Below are 26,826 nucleotides of genomic sequence, written 5' to 3'. Positions count from 1 at the left end.
ACGTCAACGATAACGCGTGTTTCCTGAATCAACGCGGCGCCTGTGAGTTTTTCGCGAGCAAGCTCGCTCCTACAAAATTACGGGTTGGCCCGGCGCGCCAGTGGCGGGGGCAGTGAAACAAGTTATCGCGCGTGGCGAAGAGGACAGTGGTAGAGTTTCGTTAAAACATTAACTAACTGAAGCCTGATGCCCAGACCCATGCTCAAACCTCGACAATCCCTGACATTGACCCTGTTGCAGGCCCGCGAAGCGGCCATGAGTTTTTTCCGCCCCTCGCTCAATGAGCACGGCCTGACCGAGCAACAATGGCGGGTTATCCGCATTCTCAGCCAGCACGAGGAACTGGAAATCTACCAATTGGCCGAGTTGGCCTGCATTCTCAAGCCGAGCATGACCGGTGTGTTGGTACGCATGGAGGCCGCCGGCCTGGTTCATCGCCGCAAGGCCGAGCAGGACCAGCGGCGGGTGCTGGTGACCCTGGCAGACAAAGGCTGGGCCAGCTTCGACTCCATGAGCCAGTGCATGGAGGAGAACTACCAGCGCCTGCAAGCGCAGTTCGGCGAAGAGAAATTGCAGACGCTGCTGGGGTTGCTCGATGAGTTGAAGACCATCAAGCGTTGAGTGTCAGCCCACCTGTTGCGTACGGGTGGGCGTGTTGAAACGACGACGCGGGGTCAGTACACACCGCCGGCCTTGAGCGGCGCCACGCTATCCTTGAACGTGGCTGCCAGGCTTTGCAGGCCGCGCATCAGCACGGTGGTGTCGACCCCCACCGCCACGAACGCAGCGCCCAGTTCGATATAGCGCCTGGCCAGGGTCGGGTCCGCACTGAGAATACCCGCGGCCTTGCCCGCCTGGCGAACTCGCGCGATGGCGTCTTCGATCGCCGCCTGCACGGCGGGATGCCCTGGGTTGCCGCGGTAACCCATCGACGCACTCAAATCCGCCGGGCCAATGAACACCCCGTCGACGCCGTCGACCTGCGCAATCGCGTCCAGGTTGGCCAGGCCTTCGAGGTTCTCGATTTGTACCAGCAGGCACATCTGTGCGTCGGCCTGGTCCAGGTAGCCGGGAATGCTGTTCCAGCGCGACGCACGGGCGAGGGCGCTGCCCACCCCACGGATGCCCTGGGGCGGATAGTGCATCGCGCGTACCAGCTCCCGTGCCTGGTCGGCGCTTTCGACCATCGGCACCAGCAGCGTTTGCGCGCCGATATCCAGCAGTTGCTTGATCAGTGCGCTATCGCCGACCACCGGGCGAATGATCGCTTGGCTGGCGTAAGGCGCAATGGCTTGCAACTGGCCGAGCATGCCACGCAGGTCATTGGGGGCGTGTTCGCCGTCGATCAGCAGCCAGTCAAACCCGGCATTGGCTGCCAGCTCCGCGCAATAGGCATCGGCCAGGCCGAGCCACAGGCCGATCTGGGTTTCGCCGCTGCACAGGCGCTGCTTGAAGCGGTTGATGGGCATCTCCATGAACGGTCCTCCAGGGTCAGACAAATCGGCAGGCAATCGAGCCCAGCATGTCGTAGTCGACATGGAAGGTGTCGCCGGGGTTGGCCGCCACCGGACGGGTAAATGAGCCGCCGAGGATGATTTGCCCAGGCTGCAAGGTCACGTCATAGGGCGCCAGCTTGTTCGCCAGCCAGGCCACCCCCTTGGCCGGGTGGTTGAGCACGGCGGCGGATACGCCGGATTCTTCGATCACGCCGTTGCGGTACAGCACCGCAGGCACCTTGCGCAGGTCGATCTCGGTCGGGCGCACGGCGCGGCCCCCCATGACCACACCGGCATTGGCGGCGTTGTCGGAAATGGTGTCGAACACCTTGCGCGTGGCCTGGGTCTGCGGGTCGACCTGCTGGATGCGCGCATCGATGATTTCCAGCGCCGGGATGACCCATTCGGTGGCGTCGAGCACATCGAAAATCGTGCAGTTCGGGCCCTTGAGCGGCTTGCCGAGAATGAACGCCAGCTCCACCTCGACGCGCGGCACGATAAAGCGTGCGAAGGGAATGTCGGTGCCTTCGTCGAAGAACATGTCGTCGAGCAGGGCACCGTAATCCGGCTCGGTGATGTTCGACGACACTTGCATCGCGCGGGAGGTCAAGCCGATCTTGTGCCCGACCAGCTTGCGTCCGTCCTTGATCTTCTGCGCGACCCAGGCGCGTTGTATCGCGTAGGCGTCGTCAATCGTGATCGCCGGGTAATCCAGCGAAAATTGCCGCACCTGTTCCCTGGAGCGCTCGGCCCGGTCCAGTTGTGCGGCGGCTTGCAGAATCTGCTGTTGATCGAGCATGACGAAGTTCTCTTACTGTGGATTGACGATGGCCGCGTCGGTGCGCAGGACCAAAAAGCCGCCCAGGGCGATAAACAGGGCCAGCACATACAAGGCCAGGCTGGCGCTCTGGGTGGTGTCCCGCATCCAGCCGATCAGGTAGGGCGCGAGGAACGAGGCGATGCTGCCAAACGAACTGATCAGGGCAATCCCCGCCGCCTGGGTGCTGTTGGACAGGAAGGCCGGCGGCAACTGCCAGAACATCGGCAGGGCGGCGCTGGCCCCCATGCCGGCGATCACCAGGCCGCTCAGTACCCAGGTCGGATTGGTCGGCGACAGCCCGGCCACGGCGATACCGATCGCCGACATCAGCAGGGGCACGCACAGGTGCCAGCGCCGCTCACGGTTGCGGTCGGATGAGCGTCCGCACCCGATCATGAAGAAACACCCGGCCAGGTAGGGCACCGCACTGAGCAGGCCGACCTGGCTGTCGCGGCCGATACCGGCGCCGTGGATCAGGGTCGGCATCCAGAACGCGAGGGTGTTGACTGCGAGCATCACGGCGAAATAGATCGCCACCAGCAACCAGACCTGCGGGTCGCGCAGAATGCCGCCAAACGAGGTGATCGACTTACGCTGCTCCTCACTGCTCAGTTGCGTGCGCAGTTGCTGCTTTTGCAGCGGATTGAGCCACGTCACCGTCTCGAAGGTGTCCGGCAGGCACTTGAGCACCACCAGGCCGAGGAGGATCACGGGGGCGCCTTCGATCAGGAACATCCACTGCCAGCCGCGCAAGCCGCCGAATTCATGGAAGTGCTCCAGGATCGCCCCCGACAATGGCCCGCCGATGACACCGGCCATGGGCACCGCAATCGCAAACAGCGCGGTGACTTGCGCCCGACGACGCGCCGGGTACCAACGGTTGAGAAACACCAGAATCCCTGGGAAGAAGCCCGCTTCGGCCACCCCCAGCAAAAAGCGCAGCACGTAGAAACCGGTGGAGCTTTCGATCCACAGCATGCTGGTGGAGAGCACCCCCCAGACCACCATCAGGCAGGCGATCCAGCGCCGTGGCCCGACCCGGTCGAGGGCGATGTTGCTGGGCACGCCAAACAGCGCGTAAGCGATGAAGAACAGTCCGGCCCCGAGGCCGTACACGGTGTCGCTGAAATGCAGGTCGGCGCTCATCTGCATCTTGGCGAAGCCGATGTTGATCCGGTCCAAATGAGCAAACAGATAACAGATCAGCAGCAAGGGCATCAGGCGCCAGGTGACGACGCTGTGGGTGCGCTGGTGTTCAAGCAGGGTGGTGCTGTCGGCGGTATTGGCTGTGCTCATGATGTTGTACTTTTTTTTGAGTGGCCGTTGGCGGAAGGCGAGCGCTGTTCAGCTCGCCTGGTTTTTCAAGAAGGCATGCACGTTGTTTTGCTTGAAGTTGAGCTCGGGGTGCAGCTCGATCATCTCGAACGACAACGCCAGCAAGCGTTGTGATTGCAGCTCGGCGAAGTGCTGGGTGATCACCTCGAACAGGCTTTCGGCGACCGCCTTGCGTGTCGCCAGGTCGCGTCCGTGGCCGACCTTGAGGGTCATGTGGACGAAGGCGTAGTCGTGCTTGCCGTCGGCCATGCGCCAGGTGTCCAGGCGCACGCCACGGCTGCGGATGCCGCCGAGGGGAAATACGCCGCTGTCGCCCAGCACGGTGTGGACCTTCTGGAACAGGGCGGGCAGGTCGGCATGCTGCTCGATGTTGTCGGTGTATTCAGCAATGAAGTGCGGCATGTGCGGCTCCCGGTTCAGAGGGGGAAAATGGCATTGATCTGGCCGGTGCCGGAACTGCCGAACGGCTGGGTGATGATCTCTGCCGGCTGGTGGTAGTCCGGCCCGCCCAGCAGGCCCAGGAGCATCGCGGTATCGTGCATCTTGCCTTCGCCGAAACAGTGTTCGGCGTAGTCCGGGAGCATCGCGCAGAACTCCTTGAAGCGGCCTTGCTTCCACATCTCTACGACGTGCAGGTCCATCTGCTTGTCGAATTCACGGGTCCAATTGTGGATATTGGCTTCGGCTTCGCGGTCGTCCGAGAAGCGGTGGGAGAGGGAACCCGAGGCCAGCACCAGGACTTTGCGGTCACTCTTCTCGATGGCCCGGCGCACGGCGGCGCCAAACGTGAAGCTGTCTTCCAGCCGGTGCCAGGCGCACCAGGCGGCAATCGAGATGACGTCGAATTTCTGCGCGTCCGGCACGTCCATGTGCATGTAGCGCATCGGTACCAGGGTGCCGTATTCGAGTTCCAGGCTCGGGATGTTGTGGGCCATGGTGCGCACGCCCGCCAGGTTGGCTTCGGCGGCGATCAACTCGCCCAGCTCGGGGCAGCCGGGGTAGTCGTATGCCATGTTCTTGATGAAGTGCGGCAGCTCGTTGCTGGTGTACGTCCCTTTGAAGTGCTCGCCGCAATTGACGTGGTAACCACTGTTGACCAACCAATGCACGTCAAACACCACCGCCGTGTCGGCCCCCAGTTCACGGGCGCGGCGCCCGATTTCCTTGTGCCCGGCGATGGCCGCTTCGCGGCAACCATGGTGCTTGCCGGGCAGTTCCGACAGGTACATCGAGGGGACGTGGCAGATCTTTGCGGCCAGGACGACTTCGCCCATGATGATTCTCCTGAATATTTATTCTTTTGTAGGAGCGAGCTTGCTCGCGAAAAACGTCAACGATAACGCAGCACTTCTGTTAGCCAGCGGCGCCTGCGGATTCTTCGCGAGCAAGCTCGCTCCTACCGGAAGCGGTGTTGTATCCGGGTCACACACCCCAGCGTGGAATGTGATGACTGCCCATGGAAATGCACACGTTCTTGATCTCGGCGAACACTTCGAAGCTGTACTGGCCGCCTTCACGGCCGGTGCCGGAACCTTTTACCCCACCAAATGGCTGGCGCAAGTCCCGCACGTTCTGGCTGTTGATGAACACCATGCCGGCTTCGATGCCGTAGGCCAGACGATGCGCCTTGCCGATGTCCTGGGTCCAGATGTAGGACGCCAGGCCGTACTCGGTCTCGTTGGCCAGTTGCAAGGCTTCGGCTTCGTCCTTGAATGGGATCAGGCATACCACCGGGCCAAAGATCTCTTCCTGGGCGATGCGCATCTGGTTGTTCACATCGGCAAACACTGTCGGCTGGATGAACTGCCCGCGGCTCAAGTGCGCCGGCAGGTTGGCCGGACGCTCCAGGCCGCCGGCGAGGAGGGTGGCGCCTTCCTCGATCCCAATCTTGATGTAGCCGGTGACCTTGTCGTAGTGGGCCTGGGTGATCATCGAGCCGACCTGGGTTTTCGGGTCTTGCGGGTCGCCGACGATCAGGCGCTTGGCGCGCGCGGCAAACTCGGCGACGAACTGTGGATACACGCTCTCCTGAATGAAGATCCGGCTGCCGGCGGTGCAGCGTTCACCGTTGAGCGAGAAGATCGTGAACAGCGCGGCGTCGAGGGCGCGTTCCAGGTCGGCATCTTCGAAGATCAGCACCGGCGACTTGCCGCCCAGTTCCATCGAGTATTTTTTCAGGCCGGCGGTCTGCATGATTTTCTTGCCGGTGGCGGTGCCGCCGGTGAACGAAATCGCCCGCACGTCCGGGTGGCGCACCAGCGCATCTCCGGCGGTGGCGCCGTAGCCCTGGATCACGTTCAGCACCCCCTTGGGAATGCCGGCCTCGAGCGCCAGGCGCCCCAGTTCATTGGCCGTCAGCGGCGACAGCTCGGACATCTTCAGCACCGCGGTATTGCCCAGTGCCAGGCATGGCGCGGTCTTCCAGGTGGCCGTCATGAACGGCACATTCCAGGGCGATACCAGCGCGCAGACACCCACCGGCTGGTACAAGGTGTAGTTGAGCATCTGGTCGTCCACCGGGTAACTGTGGCCGTCCATGCGGGTGCAGACTTCGGCGAAGAAATCGAAGTTGTGGGACGCCCGGGGAATCAACACATTCTTGGTCTGATGGATCGGCAGGCCGGTGTCGAGGGTTTCCAGCTCGGCCAGGTGCGGCACGTTCTGTTCGATCAGTTCACCAAGCTTGCGTATCAGGCGCGCACGTTCCTTGGCCGGTGTGCCTGCCCACTTCGGAAAGGCTTCCTTGGCCGCCGCGACCGCTTGCGCGACTTCCTCGGCGCCGCCGCTGGCGACTTCACCGATGGCTTCGCCGGTGGCCGGGTTGTAGTTGACGAAGGTGTCTTTGCTTTCGACCTCACGGCCGTTGATCCAGTGTTTGATCATATTGCTCAAGCCTCTTTACGGGCGGCGAAAAAGTCCGCCTCGCTGACAATTCGATTAACCAGGCGACCCACGCCTTCCACTTCCACGATCACTTCGTCCCCTGGCACCACATCGGCCAGGCCTTCGGGCGTACCGGTGGCGATCATGTCGCCGGGTTGCAGGGTCATGAAGCTGGACAGGTATTCGATCAAGTACGGGATGTCGAAAATCATGTCTTTCGTGCTGCCTTCCTGGCGCAGTTCGCCGTTGATCCAGGTGCGCAGTTTCAGGTTGCCGGGGTCTGGCACATCGGCGACATCGACGATCCACGGGCCCACCGGCGTGGTCGCATCGCGGTTTTTCACCCGCAGGTTGGGGCGGTAGTAGTTTTCCAGGTAGTCGCGGATCGCGTAGTCGTTGCACACCGTGTAGCCGGCCAGGTAGTCCAGGGCGTCTGCGCGCTTGACGTTGCGCGCCGGCTTGCCGATCACCGCTACCAGCTCGCACTCGTAGTGCATGTAGGCGACGTTGTCCGGGCGCCAGGTCACCTGGTTGTGGCCGGTGTAGGTGCCGGGGGACTTGATGAAGGCCAGCGGTTCGGTCGGCGGCTTGAAGGCCAGTTCGGCGGCGTGGTCGGCGTAGTTCAGGCCGAGGGCGAACATGCTGCCGGTGGCCGGTGGCAGCCACTCGACCTGGTCTTCGGCGAGCAGGCGACCGTCTGCCAGGCGCACGGCGTTTTGGGCTTCGACCTGCACCTGGTGCGTGGCGCCTTCAAAGCGAATACGGGCATGTTTCATGACAGCTCCTCTGCCTTGATGTGGTTGACCAGCCGGCCCAGGCCACTGATCTCGACTTCAACCGTGTCGCCGGGTTGCACATCCACGCGGCCTTCGGGCGTGCCGGTGATCAGCACATCGCCTTCATGCAGGGTCATGAACTCGCTGATTTCGGCGATCAGTTGGGGAATGTCGCGCACCCAATTGGCGGTAGAGTTTTGCTGGCGCAGTTCGCCGTTGACGAACAGTTTCAGGCTCAATTGGTTGGGGTTGCCGATCTGGTCGCGGCCGACCAGTTCCGGACCGAGCGCACAGAAGCCGTCGCGACATTTGGCCTTCACGGCCGGGCGGTAGTAGCTGTCTTCGGGCAGGCTGAACTCATTGACGATGGTGTAGCCGGCTACGTGCGCCATGGCGTTCTCAACGCTGACGCGACTGGCGCTTTTACCGATCACCACGCCAAGCGCAGGGCCGGCCTGCAGGCGTTCACCGGTGGGATACACAACGCTGCCGTCATGGCCATTACGGGTGTTGGGGGTCTTGATGAACAGCACCGGCTTGACCGGTGGCTTCTGGTAAGGCGCTTGTTCGAATTCGGCGAGACGTTGGTTCAGCAACCCCTGGTAGTTCAGCGCAACGCCGAACAGGGTGCCGTTCGCAACATCGTGCAGGGCACGGCTCATGCTTTTCTCCTGGCAGTGACGGAGCGGATCAAGGCCGGCTCCTGGAATTATTGTTAACCTGTTAACGTTATAATTAAGATGTTAACTATCGTCAAGCGTGGCAAACTCTTCCGAGCGTGGTGCAGGGCTAAAATCCGGCGCAGGATGAGCGTTTCAGGCCGGCTGAGCCCCCAATAAAAAAGAGAACGTCGCGATGATCGATCGTAAGCCGATCCCCAACATCAACATCGGCCAGGTGTACGACCAGCGCTACAGCGATGCCGAAGTGCATTACGACAAGCTGGGCAACCTGGCGGAGTTTTTCGGCCGCAACATGCCCGTGCATCGGCACGACCGTTTTTTCCAGGTGCATTACGTCAAGAGCGGCGCGGTGCGCGTTTACCTGGATGACCAGCAATACCTGGAGTCGGGGCCGATGTTTTTCCTGACGCCGCCGACGGTGGCCCACGCTTTTGTCACCGAAGCGGACGCTGACGGGCACGTGCTGACGGTGCGCCAGCAACTGGTCTGGGGCCTGGTCGATGCTGACCCGACGCTGGTGCCCGGTTCGCAATTGCCGGCGGCCTGCGTTGCGCTGGCCCAGTTCCCGCCTGAAGTCAGGCGGCTGGAGTTTCTGTTCGAGGAACTGAGCAATGAAATCAACATGGCCAGCGCCGGGCGCAGTGCGGCGTTGGACAGCTTGACCCGCCTGATCATGATCAGCCTGCTGCGGCTTTGCGCCAACTCGCTGCAAGCCCGGCCTGCGCGTCATGAAGACCTGCGGATCTTCCATCGCTTCAACGAGTTGATCGAGGACCATTACCTGCAACATTGGCCGCTGTCGCATTACGCTGACCGCATAGGCGTCACGGAGGCACGCCTCAATGACGTGTGTCGACGGATCGCCGATTTGCCGTCCAAGCGCTTGATCCTGGAGCGGGTGATGCAGGAGGCCAAGCGGCTCCTGCTGTTCACGGGCAGTTCCGCCAGCGAAATCTGCTACCAGCTGGGCTTCAAGGACCCAGCCTATTTCAGCCGGTTCTTTCAGCGTTACGCGCAGATGACGCCGGGGGAATATCGCCAGCGGCAATCGGGTTTGCGGTGAGGCCGTCATCGTGACTTCTCTCAGGGCGTCATTGCACTCATGATCATTGCAGCGCTGTCGCCGAAAAATGGCTTTTACGGCGAACGGCTTGCACATTTCACAGCCCTGGGATCACCACAGCGCCACGCTGTAGCCGACGATGATGCGGCTTTCGTCGATGTCGCTGGTCAAGCCATTGCTCGATCGCAGGGTGGCATTGCGCAGCCGCACGTTGACGTTCTTCAACGGCCCGCTTTGTACGGTGTAGACCAGGTCGGTGTCGCGCTCCCATTCGCGGCCATTGCGCACGGTGGCGGTTTGCGCATGCGAGCCGTCGACATAGCGCGTCATGAAGGTCAGCCCAGGCACGCCGAGGGCGGCGAAGTTGTAGTCGTATCGCGCCTGCCAGGCATCGGTGTTGGCCTTGGTGAAGATGTTGATGGTCACCAGGTTGACCGAATAGGGGTCTTGGCCCGGGAAGGCAAAGTCGCCGTCACCGGACAGGTTCTGATAGCCCAGGCCGAATTTGTGGGCCCCCACCGACAGGCTGAACATGCCGTTGAAAAAGCGGTTGTCGATTCGCCCGCCATCGACCCTGGAAGGGCTGCGCAGCCGTGCGCTGCCTTGTTCACGGGTGTCGAAATAACGCAGGTCGCTGCGCAGGCTCACGCCTTCGGCCAGCGGCAGGTCATGCACCAGGCCGATAAAATTCTGCCGGTAAATGTCCTGCATTTGCGCGTAGTAGTAGGTCGCCGCCAGATGAGGGTTGATGGCGTAGGTGCCACCGGCCAGGTCCAGGTGGCTGCTGGTGACACCGCCGTAACTCATCGATTCATTGTTGGAGGAGTCGCGCAGGTTCTGTTTCTCCAGGCGGCCGACGTTGAGGGTCAGGCCGTCGATCTCCTGGGAGGTCACCAGCTCACCGTTATAGGTCGACGGTAGCAAGCGGGTGTCGTTGTAGGCGGCCACCGGCAACAACGGTTGCAGGGTGCCGAGCTTAAGGACGGTTTTGGAGACGCGTAGTTTGCCGGTCAGGCCGAGTTCGCTGTAGCTGTCGGCCGGCTCGCCGCTGGCACCCGCCGGCAGCAGGCCGGTACCTCGACGGTCACGGCTGGAGTCGAGTTTGAGCCCAAGCTCACCCAAGGCATCCACGCCAAAACCGACCACGCCCTGGGTGTAGCCTGACTCCAGGCGCAACACAAAGCCCTGTGCCCATTCTTGCGCCTGGTTCTGCGGCGCGTTGCTCTGGCGAAAGTCGCGGTTCATATAGAAGTTGCGCAGGTCCAGGTTGGCCTTGCTGTCCTGGATAAAATCGGCGTGGGCAACCAGAGGGGTAAACGCGGCGCACAGGCCAGCGCTTGCCGCCGTGCGTAAGAAGCACGAATGCATGAGGGACGTTCCTTTTGTTGTTTTTGTGGGTATGGCCCCTGTCAGCTCAGGGCTGGCATATTGTTAACATGTTATCGTTGTGCGCGGTAGGTGGTTTTGCAATATTTTGAAAAAATGTTTCTAGGTTAACGTTTTTTCGGGGCGGCCTTATTGCACGGGCGTAGCACCGACTCTAAGCTTCGACGCTTCGACCTCAACTGTGCGTGGAACCATGTCAACCCCTAGACCATCCCTTACGCTGACTTTGCTCCAGGCCCGCGAGGCGACCATGGCGTTCTTTCGGCCGTTGCTCAATGAACATGACCTGACCGAACAGCAGTGGCGAGTCATTCGGATCCTGCGCCAGCAGGGCGAGTTGGAGAGCCATCAACTGGCGCACCTGGCGTGCATCCTCAAACCCAGTCTGACCGGCGTGCTGAGCCGTCTGGAGCGGGACGGTATCGTCCGGCGCAGGAAGTCATCCGAAGATCAGCGCCGCGTGTTCATCGCCCTCACTGAACAGGGGCAGCAGTGCTTCGTCGACATGAGCGCAGGGATGGAAAGCAACTACCTGAAGATTCAGGAGCAGTTTGGTGAAGAGTCGTTGGCGCAATTGCTCGAGCTGCTTAACAAGCTCAAGAGCCTGAAGCCTTAGTGGTCTTGCCTGGCAGGCAATGACAAGAAGGTTTGTCACGTCCAGTCAAGTGCCGCGCTCTGGCCTGGCCTCTAATAAGCTGACTTACCGCCCCCCCCATAAGAGGACATGATCATGTGGACCAAACCCGCCTATACCGATATGCGCATTGGCTTTGAAGTGACGATGTACTTCGCCACTCGATGAGCCCCCCGATACGCCTGGAAACGGCGCGCCAGCCCTAGGTGTGCGCTGTACATCGACTATTTCGCCGGGCTGGACTTGAACACGCCGCTGAGGACAAAGGCGTAGCGTTCCGGACGGATAAAGAACGTGGTGCGGTCGCAGCAGCGGCCGTCGGCAAAGTACGAGGTGCGCTCCATCACCAGCAGCGCCGCGCCGCGTTTGACGTGCAAGGTGCTGGCCAGGCTTGCATCGGCGGCTTGCGCACGAATGGCCAGGTCGGCACGGGTGACGGCCTGGCCGGTGATCGATTCCAGGATCGAATAGATCGGTTGATGCTCAACGTCGGCCCAGACCACACTGGCCAACTCGGCCGGCAGGTGGCTGCGGCCCAGGGCGATGGGTTCGTCATCCACGAAATGCAGGCGCTCCAACAGCAGGCAATCGTGCGCGGCTTCAAACAATCCCTTCAAGGCTTCCGGAACAGGCTGCAGCGTGTGGCTGATCACCTGCATGCTCGGTTTGAGTCCTTGCAATAACAAGGCTTCATGGAAACTGCGCAACGCATCCAGGCCATGTCGAACCTGTTTCGCCGCGACGAACGTGCCTTTGCCTTGCTTGCGCTCTACCACGCCGTCGTCGCTGAGCTTGCCCACCGCCAGGCGCACCGTGACGCGGCTGACCCCAAAGCGTTCGCCCAGTTCGGCTTCTGAAGGCAGTTTGCCGGAGGGTTCGAAATCACCGCGCTGAATCTCCTCCAGCAAACGATGGGCGATCTGTTCGTAGAGCGAGGTGGTGCTGTCGCGAAGAATGGACGTAGACACGGTCGGCTTCCAGGGGCCTCGGAGTGGGGCGGTGCGCCTTCACTTCTAAGGTTATAAAAATAGGTTATTGGGACAACTTGTATTAATACGTATTATGTCAGGTATTCCCATTGTAAACGACCTGACGATACTTGCCATGCCCGACTCCTTGCCTTACGCACCGCTGCAAGCCGACGCCCTGACGGTCGATGCCATCAGTTTCAGCTACCCCAACGGGCATCGGGTGTTCAACGCTTTCAGCCTGAACGCCAAGCCGGGCGAATTCGTCGCGATCCTCGGGCCGTCCGGCTGCGGGAAAACCACGTTGTTGAATCTGTTGTCGGGTTTTCAACAACCCCAGAGCGGCCAGATCAGCATCAACCAGACCGCCGTGCGGCCGGAGCGCTCGGAGTTGGGCTATGTGTTTCAGGCACCGCAGTTGTTCCCCTGGCTGAGCGCGCTGGAAAACGTGCGTTTCGGCCTGCGGATGACGGCACAGCTCAACGAGGATCAACAGCGCGCGCAGGCCTTGCAGTACTTGCGTCTGGTCGGTCTGGAAAGCGCGGCGCAACGCTTGCCCCATCAACTGTCGGGGGGCATGCAGCAGCGCGTCTCCCTGGCCAGGACCTTGGCGTTGGAGCCCAGTGTATTGCTGATGGACGAACCCTTCGCCGCGCTGGATGCGATCAGCCGCAACAGCATGAATGAAGAGACGCTGCGGATCTGGGCCGAACTGGGCCAGACGGTGCTGTTCATCACCCACGACATCGACGAGGCGGTGTTCCTGGCCGACCGGGTCATCGTGCTCAACGTCGCCCCGGGCGGCATCCATAGCGAACTGGACATTCATCTGCCACGTCCGCGTTCCAACCTGAAAACCCGTCGCCTGCCGGCCTTTCTTGATTACCGCAATGAGCTGATGGAGCGCATTTCCCACGTCATGGAAGCGGCCGACGCCATCGCTGATCCCACCCCCCGTCAACCTGAGTTAACCGCATGATCAAACGTTCGCTGCTTGCTCTTTCCTTGTCTGTTGCCGCCTTGGCAAGCAGCACATTTGCCGTGGCTGCCGAAGAGAAACCCCTGCGCGTGGGGTATGTGTTCGCCATGGCCAACGCCCCGGCGCTGATCGCCGACAAGCAGGGTTACTACCGCGAGGAAGGCTTGAATGTCGACCTCAAGGCCCTGGGCGATGGCCCGGTGATCCAGCAGGCGTTGGCGGCCGGTGAACTGGACGTGGCCTATGTCGGCACACCGCCGGTGTACCAATGGTTTTCCCGCGGCCTGCAAAGCCGGATCCTGGCCAAGGTCAACTACGGGCAAGCCGCGGTCATTGTCGACGCCAAGAGCCCGATCAACAGCCTGGAGCAGCTCAAGGGCAAAAAACTCGCCGGGGTCAAGAAGGGCAGTGGCATGGACGTGCTGTTGCGCGGCTATGTGCTGAAAGAAAAAGCCGGGCTCAATCCGGACAAGGACCTGGACATCATCGACATGCCACCGGGCAACATGAACGCGGCGCTGGAGCGCGGGATTGTCGATGCGGCGTTTTCCTGGGAACCCTTTGTCAGCCAATCGTTGCTGCGCGGGTCGAGCCGGATTCTGCTCGACGTCAACCAGGCGCTGCCGAATTACCCGTGGTACGTGGTGATCGCGCTGCCGAAAACCTTGCAGGAACGTCCGGACGATGTGGTCAAGCTGCTGCGCGCGCACCGCAAGGCCATCGCGTTCCTCAATGAGCATCCTGACGAGTCGAACCGGATCATCGCCGAGGCGTTCAAGCTTGAAGCGGTACAAGGGCCCGACGGCCAGACCATTGCCCCGCAGGCCATCGTCGCCCAGGCACGGACGCGATTGGGCTGGTCGGCGGACTTGCAGGCTGCGGACATCCAATTCATCCAGCGGCTGATGAATTACTCCCACGCGCTGGGCTTTATCGACACCACGCTCAAGACCGAGCAGATCGTGGATACCTCCTACCTGGAAAAAGCCTCGCGCTGAGTCTGAGCCTGTCATGTCCTTGCCAAAACCGAATTGGGGATGGGCTTCGCTGCCATTCCTGCTGTTGATCTGGATGGCCCTGGCCAGCCGCTTTCCCACCTACATCCTGCCGCAGCCCTGGGATGTGGCGCGCGAAGCCGTGCGCTGGCTCAGCGACGGTTCGCTGTGGCAGCACCTCAGGGCGAGTGTCCTGGAAGAAGTCGGCGGCTTCTGCGCCGCAGTGCTCGTGGCGATTGGGTTGGGCACCGCCGGTGGCCTGTCTTCGCGCTTTCGCGATTTCATCTCGCCGCTCAACAGCCTGTTCATGGCGATCCCACCCATCGCCTGGGCGCCGCTGATCATGATCATTTTCGGCCTGGGCTATGTCTCGATTGTGCTGGTGATTTTCATCGCAGCGGTGTTCCCCATGGCGGTCACGATCCAAGAGGGCGTACAGAGCATTCGCGGTGGCGAAGTCCGCGCCGCACGCACCTTGGGCGCCAATGCCGGGCAACTGCTGGCCCACGTTTATCTACCCGCTTCATTGCCGTTCGTGACCGCAGCCTTGCGCATCGGCTTCAGCCAGGGTTGGCGGGCATTGGTTGCGGCGGAAATGATCGGCGCTTCCCAAGGCATTGGCTGGATGGTCTCCACGGGCGGGCAGATCGGCAACAGCAGCCAGGTGCTGCTGGGCATCGTGCTGATCGGCCTGATTGCCTGGCTGATGGAGAGTTTTGTGTTCCGGCGCATCGAGCGTCACTACCAGAAATGGCGCGTGCAGTGAGCATCGCCATGTGTCTTCAAACCTTCAGTGGACCACTGCACGAGGTGTCATGTGAGTAACGTTTTCGATCCCCGCGAAGCCGGGCACTACATTGCCCCGCAAGGCCTCTACGAACGCAACAAGAAACGCCCGTTCCTGGGCAGCATCCACTGTGATCGCGACACGCTGGTCGCTGGCCAATGGGATGAAATCACCCTGGTCTACGAGGTGGGAGGCAGCGGCCTGGCCGACGGCGCGTGGTTGAAACTGGCCTTCAAGTTCTACTCCGACTGGGCGCTGTTCCAGACCTCGAATCCGGCCGGGCCCAACTACGTCAGCGCCGAGTATCAGGCGGGGGAACTGGTCCCTGGCCAGAGCCAGGCCACGGTGCAGCATTTGAAAGTGCGCTTCGACCAGAAGGGGCATGAGCGGCCGTTCCAGAAAGCGATCATCATCGACATCATCGACGGCTACCTGAACCCCGGTGACAAAATCACCATTCGCCTGGGCGACCGTCGCCAGGGCGGGGCGGGCACGCGGGTGCAGAGTTTCGTCGAGAAAGACTTCCGTTTCCGTCTATTCATCGACCCCTTGGGCAGCTCGAAATTTGCCGAGGTGCCAGGCGATCCGTTGCTGAACATCGTGCCGGGGCCAGCGCAGAGCGTGCAGTTGATCGTGCCGCGGCTGGTCAGCGCCGGTGAGGCGTTCGACGTGCTGCTGCGGGTCGACGATGCCTGGGGTAACACGTGCCGCAACCTGCCGCTCAAGGGGGTGTTGAGCCTGCTTGACCCTGAAGGCGGCGAGCGCCAACAAGCGTTTACCCTGGCCAATGAAGGGTGGGCGACGGCGCGGCTCGAGGGGTTTGACCTCGGGGCGGTGGGCGAGTGGCGATTGTCTGCCGAGGTGGAAACGCCTGGCGTGCGCGGCGCCCAGGCTTTCGTCAGCGTCGACCCGGCCGGCAGCGCATTGCGTCCGCTGTACGCCGACCTGCATGTGCACTCCGATGACACCGTGGGCACCAACGACACGCTGTACAACCTCAGTTACGGTCGCGATGTCGCCGGCCTCGATGTACTCGGCTATACCGCCAACGACTTCAATATCACCGAGCAACGCTGGGATCAGGCGGTGAAGCTGATTCATGAACTCAACGAGCCCGGCCGTTTCGTCTGCTACCCCGGCACCGAGTGGTGCGGCAACTCCTGTGCGGGCGGCGACCGCAATGTCGTATTCCTGCATGATCGCAAGCCCGAGTTTCCGTTCGACAACCAAGGGCGGTTGGTGCGCTCCTTTGAATGGAACGAGTTCACTGCCGGTACCATCAAGCCGGGCGCCTGGCCGGTGGATGAGTTATACGCGGCCTATGCGAAAGACCCGGAAGGTCACCTGATGATGCCCCATGTCGGCGGGCGCCGCTGCAACCTCGACTGGCACCACCCGGAGCTGGAGCGCTTGATCGAAGTCGGCTCGGCCTGGGGCCAGTTCCATTGGGTCTACGCCGAAGCCCTGCAGCGCGGCTATCGGGTCGGCGCCGCGGCGAACAGTGATGAGCATCAGGGCCGTTGCGGCGGCGGTGTACCGGCCACGGCGGTGTTCGGTTCGCGCGGCGGGCTGACCGGCGTAGTCGCCGACGGCTTCGACCGCGCGAGTGTCGGCAAGGCGCTGCGTGCCCGGCGCACGTTTGCCACCACCGGCGAGCGTTCGTTTGCCAGCCTGCGTCAGGGCCGGCACTTCATGGGCGAGGTGTTCACGGCGGATTCGAACGCAACGTTGGACTATCGATTGCTGGGCGAGGCGGGCTGGGAGCAGGTGGATTTGTTCGATGGCGATCAACGCATATGGTCGCGCAACCTGCATCAGGAGCTGGGCTTTTCCACCCAACGTATTCGCCTGCGCCTGGGCGGCGCGCGGATCAAGGATCGTTATCGCGGTGCCTATTGGACCGGCGAGGTTCGGGTAACCGGGGCGGTGATCAACGGCTTTCGCGCCTTGGGCCTGGATCATCCGGAGCAAACCGTGTGGCGCAAGGACGCCACGACCCTGGCCTTTCGCACTGACACCAACGGCGACACCGACAGTATCGAAATCGACCTGTCGCAGTTGGTCGGCGCGAGGTTGCAGGTGTGCAGCCGCATCGACAACTACATCAAGGTCGGCGATCCGTCTGAACCGCAACCCTACGTGCATGCGCCGACGGTGCTGATGGAGCTGTCCGGCGAAGAACTGCTGGCGCAGTCCCAGGTGATCGAAGAGTTGCCGGGCGCCGAATTGAAAGTCTCCCTTGAACGAACCACCGCTGCACCGCTGCCGCGCGAGCTGCAAGGCACGATCGAGCTGGCCCGACTCAACCTGCAAGCGGGCCGTGAGCATCCGCTGTTCATCTGTGCGCGCCAGCGCGATCAGTCCCGGGTCTGGACCTCGGCGCTGTTCCTGACACTGACTTGAGGCCGTCGCGTTCAGACCGTACGTCAGCACGTTTGATGACTGGACAGGGAAGTCCGCTACGTCAGTTGGCCGGCATTCGCGGACCGAGCGCCCTCTCATGAGGGCCATGCCCAGTGAAGGGTAAACGGGACGAACTCACTTCTCCCATTGTTCAAGCAGAATCGAAACAAACTTCTCTGCGGCTGGAGATAACGAAGCGCCGCGTCGGTAAACCAGCCCCAGTGAGCGGTTCACCACGGGCTCTACCAACGGGATGCTGACCAACGTTGGGTGATCCACGGCCGGCATCGCCAGGCTGGGGACGGCTGATACCCCGAGGCCCGCTTCCACCAGGCCCAGGGACGTCGAAAGATGCTGCACCTCATAGAACCACTGCGGGCGCCAACTCAACCCCGACAAGGCATGATCGAGCAACATCCGGTTGCCGCTCAGGCGTCCGACACCGATCAGACGGTAATTGCTGAGTTCCGACCAGGTCACCGCACTGCGTTCGGCCAATTCATGATCGCGTCGACACGCTAAGACAAAAGGCTCGTCGACCAAGGGGACGAACTCTATGTCGGGGTGCTGGCCGCTCATCATGTTGATGCCGAAGTCGGCTTCGCCGCGCAGTACCGCCTCCAGCCCTTCGTTCGCGCTCAGATCAAGCAGGCGGATCCGGATCTGTGGATAGCGCTCGTTGTAGAGGCGTATGACCGAAGGCAGGAAATAAAAGGCTGCGGTGGGGATACAGGCCAGGGTCACGCGCCCGCTTTGGCGTTCGGCCAACTCGCGGATATTGAGTATGGAGTCGTCGAAGTCGTCCAGCAGGCGGCGAGCCTTGGGTAGAAAGTCCCGCCCCACGCTGGTGAGGCTCACTCTTCTTGTGGTGCGGTCGAGTAGGGCTGTACCCAAGCCTTCCTCAAGTTTTTTCATGCGTCTGCTCAGCGCGGGCTGGGACAGGTGCAAGGCTTCAGCCGCTTCGTGGAAGCTGCCGAGTTCTGCGATTTTCACGAAAGATCGGATGTCGTTTAGCTCATATTGCATTTTTTATACCTCAACCAGAGGGGGCGGCGGCGCTCGCTCATCCTAATTTTATCATTCGCCAAACGCAATAATCCGGCCGATTTTTGCATTGGAAACATTTTTCAAAGCCTGCGACTCTTGCTTCAAGAGCATTAATCACCCCGATTGATCAATAAGAGTTAGTTTTCATGCAACGAATTCCTTGTGTGCTTATGCGCGGTGGTACGTCCAAGGGGCCGGTATTTCTCGCCTGGGACCTCCCTGATTCGATCGAGCAGCGCGATGAGTTGTTGCTCAACCTGATGGGCTCTGGCCACGAGCTGGAGATTGACGGGATCGGCGGTGGCAGCCCCCAGACAAGCAAGGTCGCGATCGTCAGCCCATCCCTGCACCCGGATGCCGATGTCGACTATTTGTTCGTTCAGGTCATGGTGTCCCAGCGTCGAGTCGATACAGCGCCCAATTGCGGCAATATGCTGTGCGCCGTAGGCCCGTTTGCCGTTGAGCAAGGGCTGGTCAAGGCCTCTAAAGGCCGCACGCTCGTGCGTATTCGCAACCTCAACACCGGGACGTTCGTGAACGCCGAGGTCTACACCCCCGAAGGAACCGTCAGCTATGAGGGCGACACCGCCATTGACGGCGTGCCGGGGACTGCCGCTCCGGTGCAACTGACCTTCCTCGATGCCGCGGGCAGCAAAACCGGCAAGCTTTTCCCGACGGGGCAGACACAGGACGTGATTGACGGCATCCCGATGACGTGCATCGACATGGCCATGCCAATGATGATCATCGAGGCGGGCCAATTGGGTAAGCGCGGTGATGAAAGCCCGGCTGAACTGGACGCCGACAAGGCGTTCCTGGGGCGTCTGGAGTCCCTGCGACTGCAGGCCGGCCTGGCAATGGGCCTGGGCGATGTGAGTGACAAAGTGATTCCCAAGCCTGTCCTGGTGTCTACGGCCAAGGCGGGCGGAACCATTCAGGTGCGTTATTTCATGCCGCATAATTGCCACCGCGCACTGGCGATTACAGGCTCCATTGGCCTGGCGACCGCATGTGTGACCGACGGCAGTGTGATTGCGCAATTGCTGGGCGGGGTGAGTGAGCCGCGCTTGAAACACGTGCGGATTGAACATCCAAGTGGTGGAATAGACGTTGTCTTGTCCTACACCGGTGCTCAGGGTGAGACAATTCGTGCCTCGGTCGTGCGTACGTCGCGCAGGCTGTTCTCCGGTTATGTATACGCTGCGGCTTCCCGACGACTCGCCGGGTAACTCCCCCTAGTCGTACCGTTTCTGCATCAGAACAATTCTAAAAATGGGTGATGCCATGAAGTTTGTAAAATCGCTCTACGTCCAGATTCTCTTCGCCGTTGTGTTGGGCGTGCTGGTCGGGCATTTTTGGTCGCAACAGGCTGTTGCCTTGAAGCCGCTGGGTGATGCCTTTATCAAGCTGATCAAGATGATGATCGCGCCAGTGGTGTTCTGCACGATCGTCACCGGTATCGCCGGCATGAGCGACAAACGCTCCCTCGGGCGTTTGTTGAGCAAGACCCTGCTGCTGTTCCTGGGCCTGACCGTGATCAGCCTGATCATCGGCCTGGTGTCGGTCTACCTGTTCAAGCCCGGCGTGGGCATGAACATCGACCCTGCGCAATTAAGTACCAAGGGGCTGTCGCAGTACACCGAGTCCGCGGCGAAGCTGGGCGTGGTCGAGTTTTTCATGCACATCATCCCGGAGACGTTCATCGGCGCTTTCAACAAGGGTGAAGTGCTGCCGGTGCTGTTCATTGCGGTGCTGTGCGGTTTTGCGCTTTCGTCGATTGGCGAGCGTGGCAAGCCGGTATTGGATGTACTGGAATCGGCTTCACACATGGTGTTCAAGATCTTCTCCTACCTGATGCGCTTCGCTCCCATCGGCGCCTTTGGTGCCCTGGCGTTCACGGTAGGGCAGTACGGCATCACCTCGCTGGGCTCGTTGGCCAAGCTGATCATGACGTTGTATATCGCCTGTGCGTTCTTTGTCTTTGTGGTGCTGGGCAGTATCTGCCGCGCCCATGGCTTCAGCCTTTGGAAGTTGCTGCGCTACTTGCGCGAAGAGTTCCTGGTGGTGCTCGGGACGTCTTCTACCGAGCCGGTGATGCCGCGGATGCTGGAAAAGCTCCAGGCCCTGGGTTGCAAGAAAAGCGTGGTGGGGCTGGTGTTGCCCACGGGCTACTCGTTCAACCTCGACGGCACGGCGATCTACCTCTCGCTGGCCGCCGTGTTCATTGCCCAGGCCTGCAACATCGACCTGAGCCTGACACAGATCGTGACCATGCTGGCAATCATGCTGTTGTCCTCGAAGGGCGCGGCGGGTGTCACCGGCTCGGGTTTTGTCGCACTGGCGTCGACCCTGACGGTGATCCATGACATTCCCCTGGCCGGCCTTGCCTTGCTGATCGGTATCGACCGCTTCATGTCGGAAGCCCGGGCGTTGACCAGCCTGGCCAGCAACGCGGTGGCGACCGTGGTGATATCGCTCTCGGAGAATGCCTGTGACCGCGAAGTCTTGATGCGGACTCTGGAAGGCAAGCCTTCGCCTGACGTGCCCCCGGTCCTGACGCCACACTGGGATGATGTGAAGGTCACCAAACACGTCTGACCGGTCACGGCTCAGGCCTGCCCCCCCAATTAAATCAATGAATACCCCCCGCCAGGCACCGTTGGTCGTGCCATCTGGCGGGAACGGGGTCGCGCGCCTGTGCGTCGGCCACGCTACTCATAAGAACAAGAGAACTTACCTATGCTCGCATTGCTTGGCTTGGCCATGGTGGTGGTCTTCACCTTCCTGATAATGACCAAACGCTTGTCGCCGATTGTCGCCCTGACGGTGGTGCCTATCGTGTTCGCCGTCATCGGTGGGTTCGGTGGCACAACCGGCAAGATGATGCTCGATGGCTTGAAAATGGTCGCGCCTTCAGCGGCGCTGTTGCTGTTCGCGATCCTGTTTTTCGGCTTGATGATTGACGCCGGTTTGTTTGACCCGCTGATTCGCAAGATCCTCAAGCGCGTCAACGGCGACCCGATGAAAATCGCTGTCGGCACCGCGTTGCTATCGCTGGTGGTGGCATTGGACGGCGACGGCACCACCACCTACATGATTACCTGTGCGGCCATGCTGCCGCTGTATAAACGTATCGGCATGAACCCGATGATTCTGGCCACCATTGCCATGCTTTCCCTGAGCATCATGAGCGGCATGACCCCTTGGGGAGGCCCCGCCACCCGAGCGATCGCAGCGTTGGGCCTGGACGCCGGTGCTTACTTCGTGCCCTTGCTGCCGACCATGATTGGCGGCGCGATGTGGGTGGTGTTCACCGCATTCCTGCTGGGGCGTGCCGAGCGCAAGCGCATCGGTAACGTGCAATTGCAAAGCGGCGGCGGTAACTGCTACATCGAAGCGATCCTCGAGGACACGCCGTACAAACGCCCGAAACTGGCCTACATCAACCTGTTGCTGGTGATCGCGGTGATGGTTGCCCTGGTCATGGGCATCATGCATTCGGCGATCCTGTTCCTGATCGGGTTCGTGCTGGCATTGATGATCAACTATCCGCAACTGGACATTCAGAAGGAACGCATCCTGGCCCATTCGGGCAACGCCATGACCGTCGTGCTGCTGGTGTTCGCCGCGGGTATTTTCGCCGGGATTTTCTCCGGTACCAAAATGGTCGATGCCCTTGCGCAAACCCTGGTTGACTGGATCCCACCCTCCTGGGGGCATCTGTTTCCGCTGGTGGTGGCAGTTACCAGCATGCCGCTGACGTTCGTGCTGTCCAACGATGCTTATTACTTCGGGGTCGTGCCGATCCTGGCTAACGCTGCCGCCGCCTATGGCATCGATCCGGTGGAGATCGCCCGCGCGTCGATTCTGGGTCAACCGGTCCACCTGATGAGCCCGTTGGTTGCTTCAACCTTGTTGTTGGTCGGCATGGTCGATCGCGATATCGGCGACTTCCAGAAAGCCACCGTCAAATGGGCTGTGCTCACCTCCTTGGTCATCACGGCGCTGGCGCTGTTGACCGGAGCGATCAGCCTCTTCACCTGATTCAACCAGGCCACTGGGTTCTTCTTCTGACGCGCCTCACCCGCGAGGCGCGCGACTTCCTGCACTTCAAATAACAACAATGAGTAGTTTGCCATGAGCACTTTGCATTCCCGACGCGCGCTGTTTTCAGTTATTGGTTTGTTGCCGCTTGCCACTGCCAGTGCAGAAGGATTTATCGACGACAGCAAACTCAAGCTGCAATTACGCAACGTCTATTTCAATGAAAACTTCCGTGACGAGCATGGCATGAGTGCCCGAGCCGCGAGGACGGCGAAGAGCGAGCGGACTGAATGGGCCCAGGGGTTTCTGTTGGACTACCAATCGGGATACACCCCAGGCACCCTCGGGTTCGGGGTCGATGCCCTTGGCCTGCTCGGGGTCAAGCTCGACTCCGGCCGTGGTCGCAGCGGTACCGGGTTGTTGCCCGTCCATGATGACGGGCGTGCGGCTGACGAATTTGCAAGCCTGGGTGTGACGGCCAAAGCCCAACTGGCCAAGACCACCGTCAAATACGGCACCTTGTTACCCAAGACACCGGTACTGATCTACAACGATGCACGCCTGATACCGCAAACCTACCAGGGCGCGCAGATCAGCAGCCTCGACATCCAGAATCTGAGCCTCACCGGGGGCCGCCTGGATCGCTTCAAGTTGCGTGACTCCAGCAACAGCATGCCGATCGTGCCCGATGGCTACAGTGGCGATAAATCCGGCGACTTCAGCTACGCCGGTGCCGAATACAAACTGGGGAAAAACATCCGGTTGAGTTACTTCTACGGCGAATTGGAGAACTTCTACCGCCAGAACTTCGCCGGTATCCAGCACGATCTGCCGTTGGGCGGCGGCGTGCTGACCAGCGACCTGCGCTACTTCAACAGTGTCGATAGCGGTTCTGCCTACGCAGGCAAGATCGACAACGACATGTTCAGCGGCCAACTGTCTTACGCCATTTCAGGTCACACCTTCGGCGGCGGGTACCAGGCCCTCAGGGGCGACGCCGGTTTGCCCTATATCAGTGGCGCCACCGTTTATTCGTTCAGCAATGCCGGGATAGGCAAGTTCATCGAGGAGGATGAAAAGACCTGGATGCTGAGCTACGGCTATAACTTTGCCGCCCTCGGGGTGCCGGGCCTGACGTTCTCCACCCGCTACTTGAGCGGTAACGACGGCAAGTCCTCGACCACGGTCAAGGAATGGGAGCGGGACGCCGAAGTGGCCTACGTGGTGCAACAAGGCACCTTCAAAGGGTTGGGCGTGCGGTTGCGTAACTACGTGTACCGTGCCGACTACTCCCGTGGCCGGGACAGCAACCGTATTTACTTTACCTACGACATCGCACTCTGGTGAAATCGCCGATCGCGGCTCTGCGACGTTCGCAGGCCGCGTTTTTATTGGCGGCTTCATCGGATAAGACGAAGGAAATAAATGATGTCGTTCAAAACTAAAATACTGCTGCTGACCTTATTACCGGTGATGTTGTTTGCGCTTGTTTTAGGTTTGAGCGCCCGTGGCACGTTGCAGTCCCAGGCCGAGCAGGAAGTCGCACAGACTCGCGAGCGGCTGCTCGAGGAAAGCCGCACTCGACTCACGGACTACGCGAGCATCGCTCGTACTTCCATCGCCGAACTCTATGATCGGGCCGCGACCGGGGACCTCGCCAGCCGCGCCTTGGCAATCAGCCGCTTGTCCAAAGTGAAGTATGGCGACGACGGCTATTTCATCGGCTACGACAGTCAGGTTGTGCGCCTGTTTCGCGGTGACAGCAGCGAAGGCGTCGGCACCAATATGAGTGATCGCAAAGACATCAACGGGAAGTTCTTGAACCGTGAAATGGTCGAAGCGGGAAAAAACGACACCCACTTCGTCACGTACTCAGGTGGGGTCGTCAACACCGATAAAGTCGTGCCCAAGCTCGCTTACAGTTTTTATTTGCCCAAGTGGGACATGGTCGTCGTCACCGCGATCAACCTGGACAGTATTGAAGTTCAGGTGGCCAAGGTGCGCGCCGCCGTGGACCAGCGCATCAGCAACCTGATGTACAGCATTGTGCTTATCGCCGTCGCGCTGATCGGCATTATCGGGGCGCTGGCGCTCGTGCTGGTCAAACGCAGTCTAGGCCCCTTGACCTTGATTCGGGCGCACCTTGATGAAATCGCCGCGGGGGAGGGGGACCTGACGCGGCGGCTACCGCAGGTCAGTCGAGACGAACTGGGGCAACTGGCCGGTTCGTTCAATGCCTTTATCGAAAAAATCCACAGCCTTGTCAGCCAGATCGTCGCCATGAGCGAACAGTTGACGGGGTCGGTCAGTCGGGTGGCCGAGCAGAGCAGGCAGATTGATCGGGCCATGGACCAGCAGCGCCAGGAAACCGACCAGGTGGCGGCGGCGATAAACCAGATGTCATCGGCGGCGCAGGAAGTGTCGCTCAGCGCGCAAAATGCTGCGGAAGCTGCCGTCGAGACCGACAAGCAGTCCCAGCACGCGCGGCAAATCGTCAATGGCAGCATTACTCGGATGCAGGCACTCAGGGGGGAGCTGGATGAGAGTGGGGTCTCCATGGCGAGTCTGCAAAACGATGTGACGTCGATCGTCACTGTGCTGGATGTTATTCGCTCGATCGCCGAGCAGACCAACCTTCTTGCGCTGAATGCGGCCATTGAAGCGGCCCGTGCCGGTGAGGCGGGGCGCGGTTTTGCGGTGGTTGCTGACGAAGTGCGCGCGTTGGCCAGTCGTACTCAACGCAGCACCCAGGAAATCCAGGTGATGGTTGAGCGTCTCAATAGCGCAACCGGCGGTGTGGTCAAGGCGATGCACCAATCGACCGAAGCCGCGCAAGGCGCGAGTGCGCAGGCTGATCAGGCGGGTGAGTTCCTGGGCAATGCTGTCGAGCTGATTGCGACGATCAATGCGATGAACGCACAGATCGCCAGTGCCGCCGAGGAGCAGACCTCGGTGGCTGAGGAGATCAACCGTGGGGTCCATCAGATCGCGCGGGCCATTGATTCGGTGGCCAACCAGACTCAACTGGGGGTCAAGACGGTCGATGAGTTGTATACCATCGGCAGTCGTATGCAAGGTTTGCTGGGGCAGTTCAAAATTTGATGGCCTGGGCCTGGATTGACACGCAGCACGCGTCAATGCAGGCCAAGGCGATGATTGCTTTCATGCGCTATCCGGGTAAACGAAAACGCTCTTTCATCACGCGTTGACGGCCACTGCGCGTTGTTTGCGATACAGGATTGTCGTCGCGGTGAACCCGCACAGCGCAGCAAACATCAGCCAGTAGGCCGGCGATGCCTTATCGCCTGTCGCCTGCACGAGCATGGTCGACACGGCAGGCGTAAACCCTCCAAATACAGCCGTCGCCAAACTGAAGGCCAGGGAAAACCCGACAACCCTTACGTTTTGCGGCATCACCTCTGTCAGCGCAGCGACCATCGCGCCGTTGTAAATACCGAAGAAGAAAGAGAAGTACAGCAGTACGCAGAGCAGCCGTTCGAAACTTGCCGCTGCGGCCAGCCAGTGCATGGCCGGATACGCGGTGAATATGCACAGCAGGGAAATCGCCAACAATAAGGGGCGACGGCCGATGCGGTCCGAGAGTGTGCCGCCGATGGGCAACCAGATGAAGTTGCTCAGGCCGACGAAGAGCGTGACGACCAGGCTGTCGGTGGTGCTCAGGTTGAGTACGGAGCGGCCATAGGTGGGGGTGTAGACCGTAATCAGGTAGAACGTAGTGGTCGTCATGGACGCCAATAGACCGCCTGCCAGCACCGTGCGCCAGTTGTCGCGCATGGAGCGAAACACTTCATTGGCACTTGGGTGATGCCGGCGCGCTTTGAACGCCTCGGTTTCCTGCAGGGAGCGGCGGATGATGAAGATGAACGGAATAATCACGCAACCGATGAAGAACGGGATCCTCCATCCCCAGGCAGCGACCTCGGCAGCTGCCATGGAGGCGTTGATGGTGTAACCCAGCGCTGCCGCAAGAATGATCGCCACCTGTTGGCTGGCCGACTGCCAACTGGTGTAGAAACCGCATCGCCCCGGTGTGGCGATTTCAGCCAGATACACTGAAACACCGCCCATTTCCGCGCCGGCGGAGAAGCCCTGCAACAGCCGCCCCAACAACACCAATATGGGCGCCGCGATACCGATGCTGGCATAGCCGGGTACCAACGCGATCAATACTGTTCCGGCGGCCATGATCGAGAGCGTCACAATCAGGCCCTTGCGCCGTCCAACCTTGTCGATGTAAGCCCCGAGCACGATAGCGCCCAGTGGACGCATCAAGAACCCGGAACCGAATACGGCGAAGGTCATCATCAGCGAAGCGAACTCGCTGGTGGCAGGAAAGAACGTCTGGGAAATGTAGGTCGCGTAGAAGCCGAACAGAAAGAAGTCGAACTGTTCGAGAAAATTGCCGCTGGTGACCCGCAGGATGGCGCCCAGTTTTGAACCCTTGGACGGGGTGTCTTGCGTTGTTGTTTTCATCATGGCTACCGTGGTGATCAGTCTTGTTTTTGG

At 60.7% G+C, this 26,826-nt stretch carries 25 protein-coding genes and 1 pseudogene; 14 read left to right on the top strand and 12 right to left on the bottom strand.

All coding sequences use genetic code 11. From position 1 onward, the window contains the following. The first annotated feature begins 198 nt into the window (after positions 1-198). Entirely contained in the window at positions 199-621 is a 423-nt protein-coding gene (gene hpaR, locus AC1Q6I_RS28225) for a homoprotocatechuate degradation operon regulator HpaR (RefSeq protein ID WP_024075639.1), read from the top strand. Between the two features lie 53 nt (positions 622-674). Here hpaR (AC1Q6I_RS28225) and hpaI read toward each other — a convergent pair whose 3' ends face one another. The 8 genes from hpaI to AC1Q6I_RS28185 all read right to left on the bottom strand — a co-directional run bounded on the left by hpaI (position 675) and on the right by AC1Q6I_RS28185 (position 7,972). Continuing rightward, the gene (gene hpaI / locus AC1Q6I_RS28220; RefSeq protein ID WP_102624519.1) at positions 675-1,475 is read right to left on the bottom strand and encodes a 4-hydroxy-2-oxoheptanedioate aldolase; all 801 of its coding nucleotides are present in this window, start codon (positions 1,473-1,475) and stop codon (positions 675-677) included. Positions 1,476-1,491: 16 nt separating this feature from the next. Continuing rightward, the gene (gene hpaH, locus AC1Q6I_RS28215; RefSeq protein WP_102624520.1) at positions 1,492-2,295 is read right to left on the bottom strand and encodes a 2-oxo-hept-4-ene-1,7-dioate hydratase; all 804 of its coding nucleotides are present in this window, start codon (positions 2,293-2,295) and stop codon (positions 1,492-1,494) included. A gap of 12 nt (positions 2,296-2,307) precedes the next feature. Further along, positions 2,308-3,612: an MFS transporter gene (locus tag AC1Q6I_RS28210; protein WP_102624521.1), complete on the bottom strand. Its 1,305-nt coding sequence runs from the start codon at positions 3,610-3,612 to the stop codon at positions 2,308-2,310. A gap of 48 nt (positions 3,613-3,660) precedes the next feature. Continuing rightward, positions 3,661-4,053 (bottom strand): 5-carboxymethyl-2-hydroxymuconate Delta-isomerase, encoded by a 393-nt coding sequence (locus AC1Q6I_RS28205; protein WP_024075635.1) that lies wholly within the window; start codon positions 4,051-4,053, stop codon positions 3,661-3,663. A gap of 14 nt (positions 4,054-4,067) precedes the next feature. After that, a complete protein-coding gene (hpaD, locus tag AC1Q6I_RS28200) occupies positions 4,068-4,925 on the bottom strand; it encodes a 3,4-dihydroxyphenylacetate 2,3-dioxygenase (RefSeq protein WP_024075634.1) in 858 nt (285 codons plus the stop codon). A 148-nt stretch (positions 4,926-5,073) separates the two neighbouring features. Further along, on the bottom strand, positions 5,074-6,534 hold the full coding sequence (gene hpaE / locus AC1Q6I_RS28195) for a 5-carboxymethyl-2-hydroxymuconate semialdehyde dehydrogenase (protein ID WP_102624522.1): 1,461 nt from the start codon (positions 6,532-6,534) through the stop codon (positions 5,074-5,076). A gap of 5 nt (positions 6,535-6,539) precedes the next feature. Next, positions 6,540-7,310: a fumarylacetoacetate hydrolase family protein gene (locus AC1Q6I_RS28190; RefSeq protein WP_024075632.1), complete on the bottom strand. Its 771-nt coding sequence runs from the start codon at positions 7,308-7,310 to the stop codon at positions 6,540-6,542. Then, complete coding sequence (locus AC1Q6I_RS28185) at positions 7,307-7,972, bottom strand: fumarylacetoacetate hydrolase family protein (RefSeq protein WP_069075941.1); 666 nt, start codon at positions 7,970-7,972, stop codon at positions 7,307-7,309. The genes AC1Q6I_RS28190 and AC1Q6I_RS28185 overlap by 4 nt, the downstream gene beginning before the upstream one ends. A gap of 193 nt (positions 7,973-8,165) precedes the next feature. On the opposite strand from AC1Q6I_RS28185, the gene hpaA reads away from it, so the two are divergent. Continuing rightward, a complete protein-coding gene (hpaA, locus tag AC1Q6I_RS28180) occupies positions 8,166-9,056 on the top strand; it encodes a 4-hydroxyphenylacetate catabolism regulatory protein HpaA (RefSeq protein ID WP_102624523.1) in 891 nt (296 codons plus the stop codon). 111 nt (positions 9,057-9,167) lie between these two features. On the opposite strand, the gene AC1Q6I_RS28175 is transcribed toward hpaA, so the two are convergent. Further along, positions 9,168-10,424, bottom strand: a complete 1,257-nt coding sequence (locus AC1Q6I_RS28175; protein ID WP_024075629.1) for an OprD family porin — start codon at positions 10,422-10,424, stop codon at positions 9,168-9,170. A gap of 211 nt (positions 10,425-10,635) precedes the next feature. On the opposite strand from AC1Q6I_RS28175, the gene hpaR (AC1Q6I_RS28170) reads away from it, so the two are divergent. Together hpaR (AC1Q6I_RS28170) and pqqA are read left to right on the top strand one after the other, a co-directional pair. Then, a complete protein-coding gene (hpaR, locus tag AC1Q6I_RS28170) occupies positions 10,636-11,058 on the top strand; it encodes a homoprotocatechuate degradation operon regulator HpaR (RefSeq protein ID WP_024075628.1) in 423 nt (140 codons plus the stop codon). Between the two features lie 114 nt (positions 11,059-11,172). Continuing rightward, positions 11,173-11,244, top strand: coding sequence for a pyrroloquinoline quinone precursor peptide PqqA (pqqA, locus tag AC1Q6I_RS28165; RefSeq protein ID WP_081329280.1), 72 nt, complete (start codon positions 11,173-11,175; stop codon positions 11,242-11,244). A 56-nt stretch (positions 11,245-11,300) separates the two neighbouring features. Here the strand turns inward: pqqA and AC1Q6I_RS28160 are convergent, their stop codons facing one another. After that, the gene (locus AC1Q6I_RS28160; RefSeq protein WP_102624524.1) at positions 11,301-12,044 is read right to left on the bottom strand and encodes a GntR family transcriptional regulator; all 744 of its coding nucleotides are present in this window, start codon (positions 12,042-12,044) and stop codon (positions 11,301-11,303) included. Between the two features lie 136 nt (positions 12,045-12,180). On the opposite strand from AC1Q6I_RS28160, the gene AC1Q6I_RS28155 reads away from it, so the two are divergent. Genes AC1Q6I_RS28155 through AC1Q6I_RS28140 form a run of 4 tightly spaced genes read left to right on the top strand, consistent with a single transcriptional unit; the run spans position 12,181 to position 17,208 of the window. Then, the gene (locus AC1Q6I_RS28155; protein WP_102624525.1) at positions 12,181-13,023 is read left to right on the top strand and encodes an ABC transporter ATP-binding protein; all 843 of its coding nucleotides are present in this window, start codon (positions 12,181-12,183) and stop codon (positions 13,021-13,023) included. After that, a complete protein-coding gene (locus AC1Q6I_RS28150; protein ID WP_069075943.1) occupies positions 13,020-14,021 on the top strand; it encodes an ABC transporter substrate-binding protein in 1,002 nt (333 codons plus the stop codon). The genes AC1Q6I_RS28155 and AC1Q6I_RS28150 overlap by 4 nt, the downstream gene beginning before the upstream one ends. Before the next feature lie 13 nt (positions 14,022-14,034). Further along, entirely contained in the window at positions 14,035-14,784 is a 750-nt protein-coding gene (locus AC1Q6I_RS28145) for an ABC transporter permease (RefSeq protein WP_024075624.1), read from the top strand. 51 nt (positions 14,785-14,835) lie between these two features. Next, positions 14,836-17,208 carry a CehA/McbA family metallohydrolase domain-containing protein gene (locus AC1Q6I_RS28140; protein WP_102624526.1) on the top strand — a complete coding sequence of 791 codons (2,373 nt, stop codon included), beginning with the start codon at positions 14,836-14,838 and terminating at the stop codon, positions 17,206-17,208. A 135-nt stretch (positions 17,209-17,343) separates the two neighbouring features. Here AC1Q6I_RS28140 and AC1Q6I_RS28135 read toward each other — a convergent pair whose 3' ends face one another. After that, entirely contained in the window at positions 17,344-18,234 is an 891-nt protein-coding gene (locus AC1Q6I_RS28135; protein ID WP_024075622.1) for a LysR family transcriptional regulator, read from the bottom strand. Positions 18,235-18,401: 167 nt separating this feature from the next. Between AC1Q6I_RS28135 and AC1Q6I_RS28130 the strand changes: the two genes are divergently transcribed. The 6 genes and pseudogenes from AC1Q6I_RS28130 to AC1Q6I_RS28105 all read left to right on the top strand — a co-directional run bounded on the left by AC1Q6I_RS28130 (position 18,402) and on the right by AC1Q6I_RS28105 (position 25,401). Next, positions 18,402-19,484, top strand: a complete 1,083-nt coding sequence (locus AC1Q6I_RS28130; protein ID WP_024075621.1) for a 4-oxalomesaconate tautomerase — start codon at positions 18,402-18,404, stop codon at positions 19,482-19,484. A 43-nt stretch (positions 19,485-19,527) separates the two neighbouring features. Then, positions 19,528-20,853 (top strand): dicarboxylate/amino acid:cation symporter, encoded by a 1,326-nt coding sequence (locus AC1Q6I_RS28125; protein ID WP_069075946.1) that lies wholly within the window; start codon positions 19,528-19,530, stop codon positions 20,851-20,853. Positions 20,854-20,994: 141 nt separating this feature from the next. Next, positions 20,995-22,299 (top strand): CitMHS family transporter, encoded by a 1,305-nt coding sequence (locus AC1Q6I_RS28120; protein ID WP_024075619.1) that lies wholly within the window; start codon positions 20,995-20,997, stop codon positions 22,297-22,299. 93 nt (positions 22,300-22,392) lie between these two features. Continuing rightward, the gene (locus tag AC1Q6I_RS28115; protein ID WP_102624527.1) at positions 22,393-23,646 is read left to right on the top strand and encodes an OprD family porin; all 1,254 of its coding nucleotides are present in this window, start codon (positions 22,393-22,395) and stop codon (positions 23,644-23,646) included. A 78-nt stretch (positions 23,647-23,724) separates the two neighbouring features. Next, positions 23,725-24,543 (top strand): annotated as a pseudogene (locus AC1Q6I_RS28110) (cache domain-containing protein); the annotation flags it as partial. 36 nt (positions 24,544-24,579) lie between these two features. Further along, entirely contained in the window at positions 24,580-25,401 is an 822-nt protein-coding gene (locus tag AC1Q6I_RS28105; RefSeq protein ID WP_370694641.1) for a methyl-accepting chemotaxis protein, read from the top strand. A 96-nt stretch (positions 25,402-25,497) separates the two neighbouring features. Here the strand turns inward: AC1Q6I_RS28105 and AC1Q6I_RS28100 are convergent, their stop codons facing one another. Beyond that, a complete protein-coding gene (locus AC1Q6I_RS28100; RefSeq protein WP_069075948.1) occupies positions 25,498-26,796 on the bottom strand; it encodes an MFS transporter in 1,299 nt (432 codons plus the stop codon). Between the last annotated feature and the right edge of the window lie 30 nt (positions 26,797-26,826).

This window comes from Pseudomonas sp. MPR-R2A5 (assembly GCF_058793055.1).
Note: the sequence above shows the minus strand (reverse complement) of the source record. Positions and strands in the feature narration are given on the sequence as shown.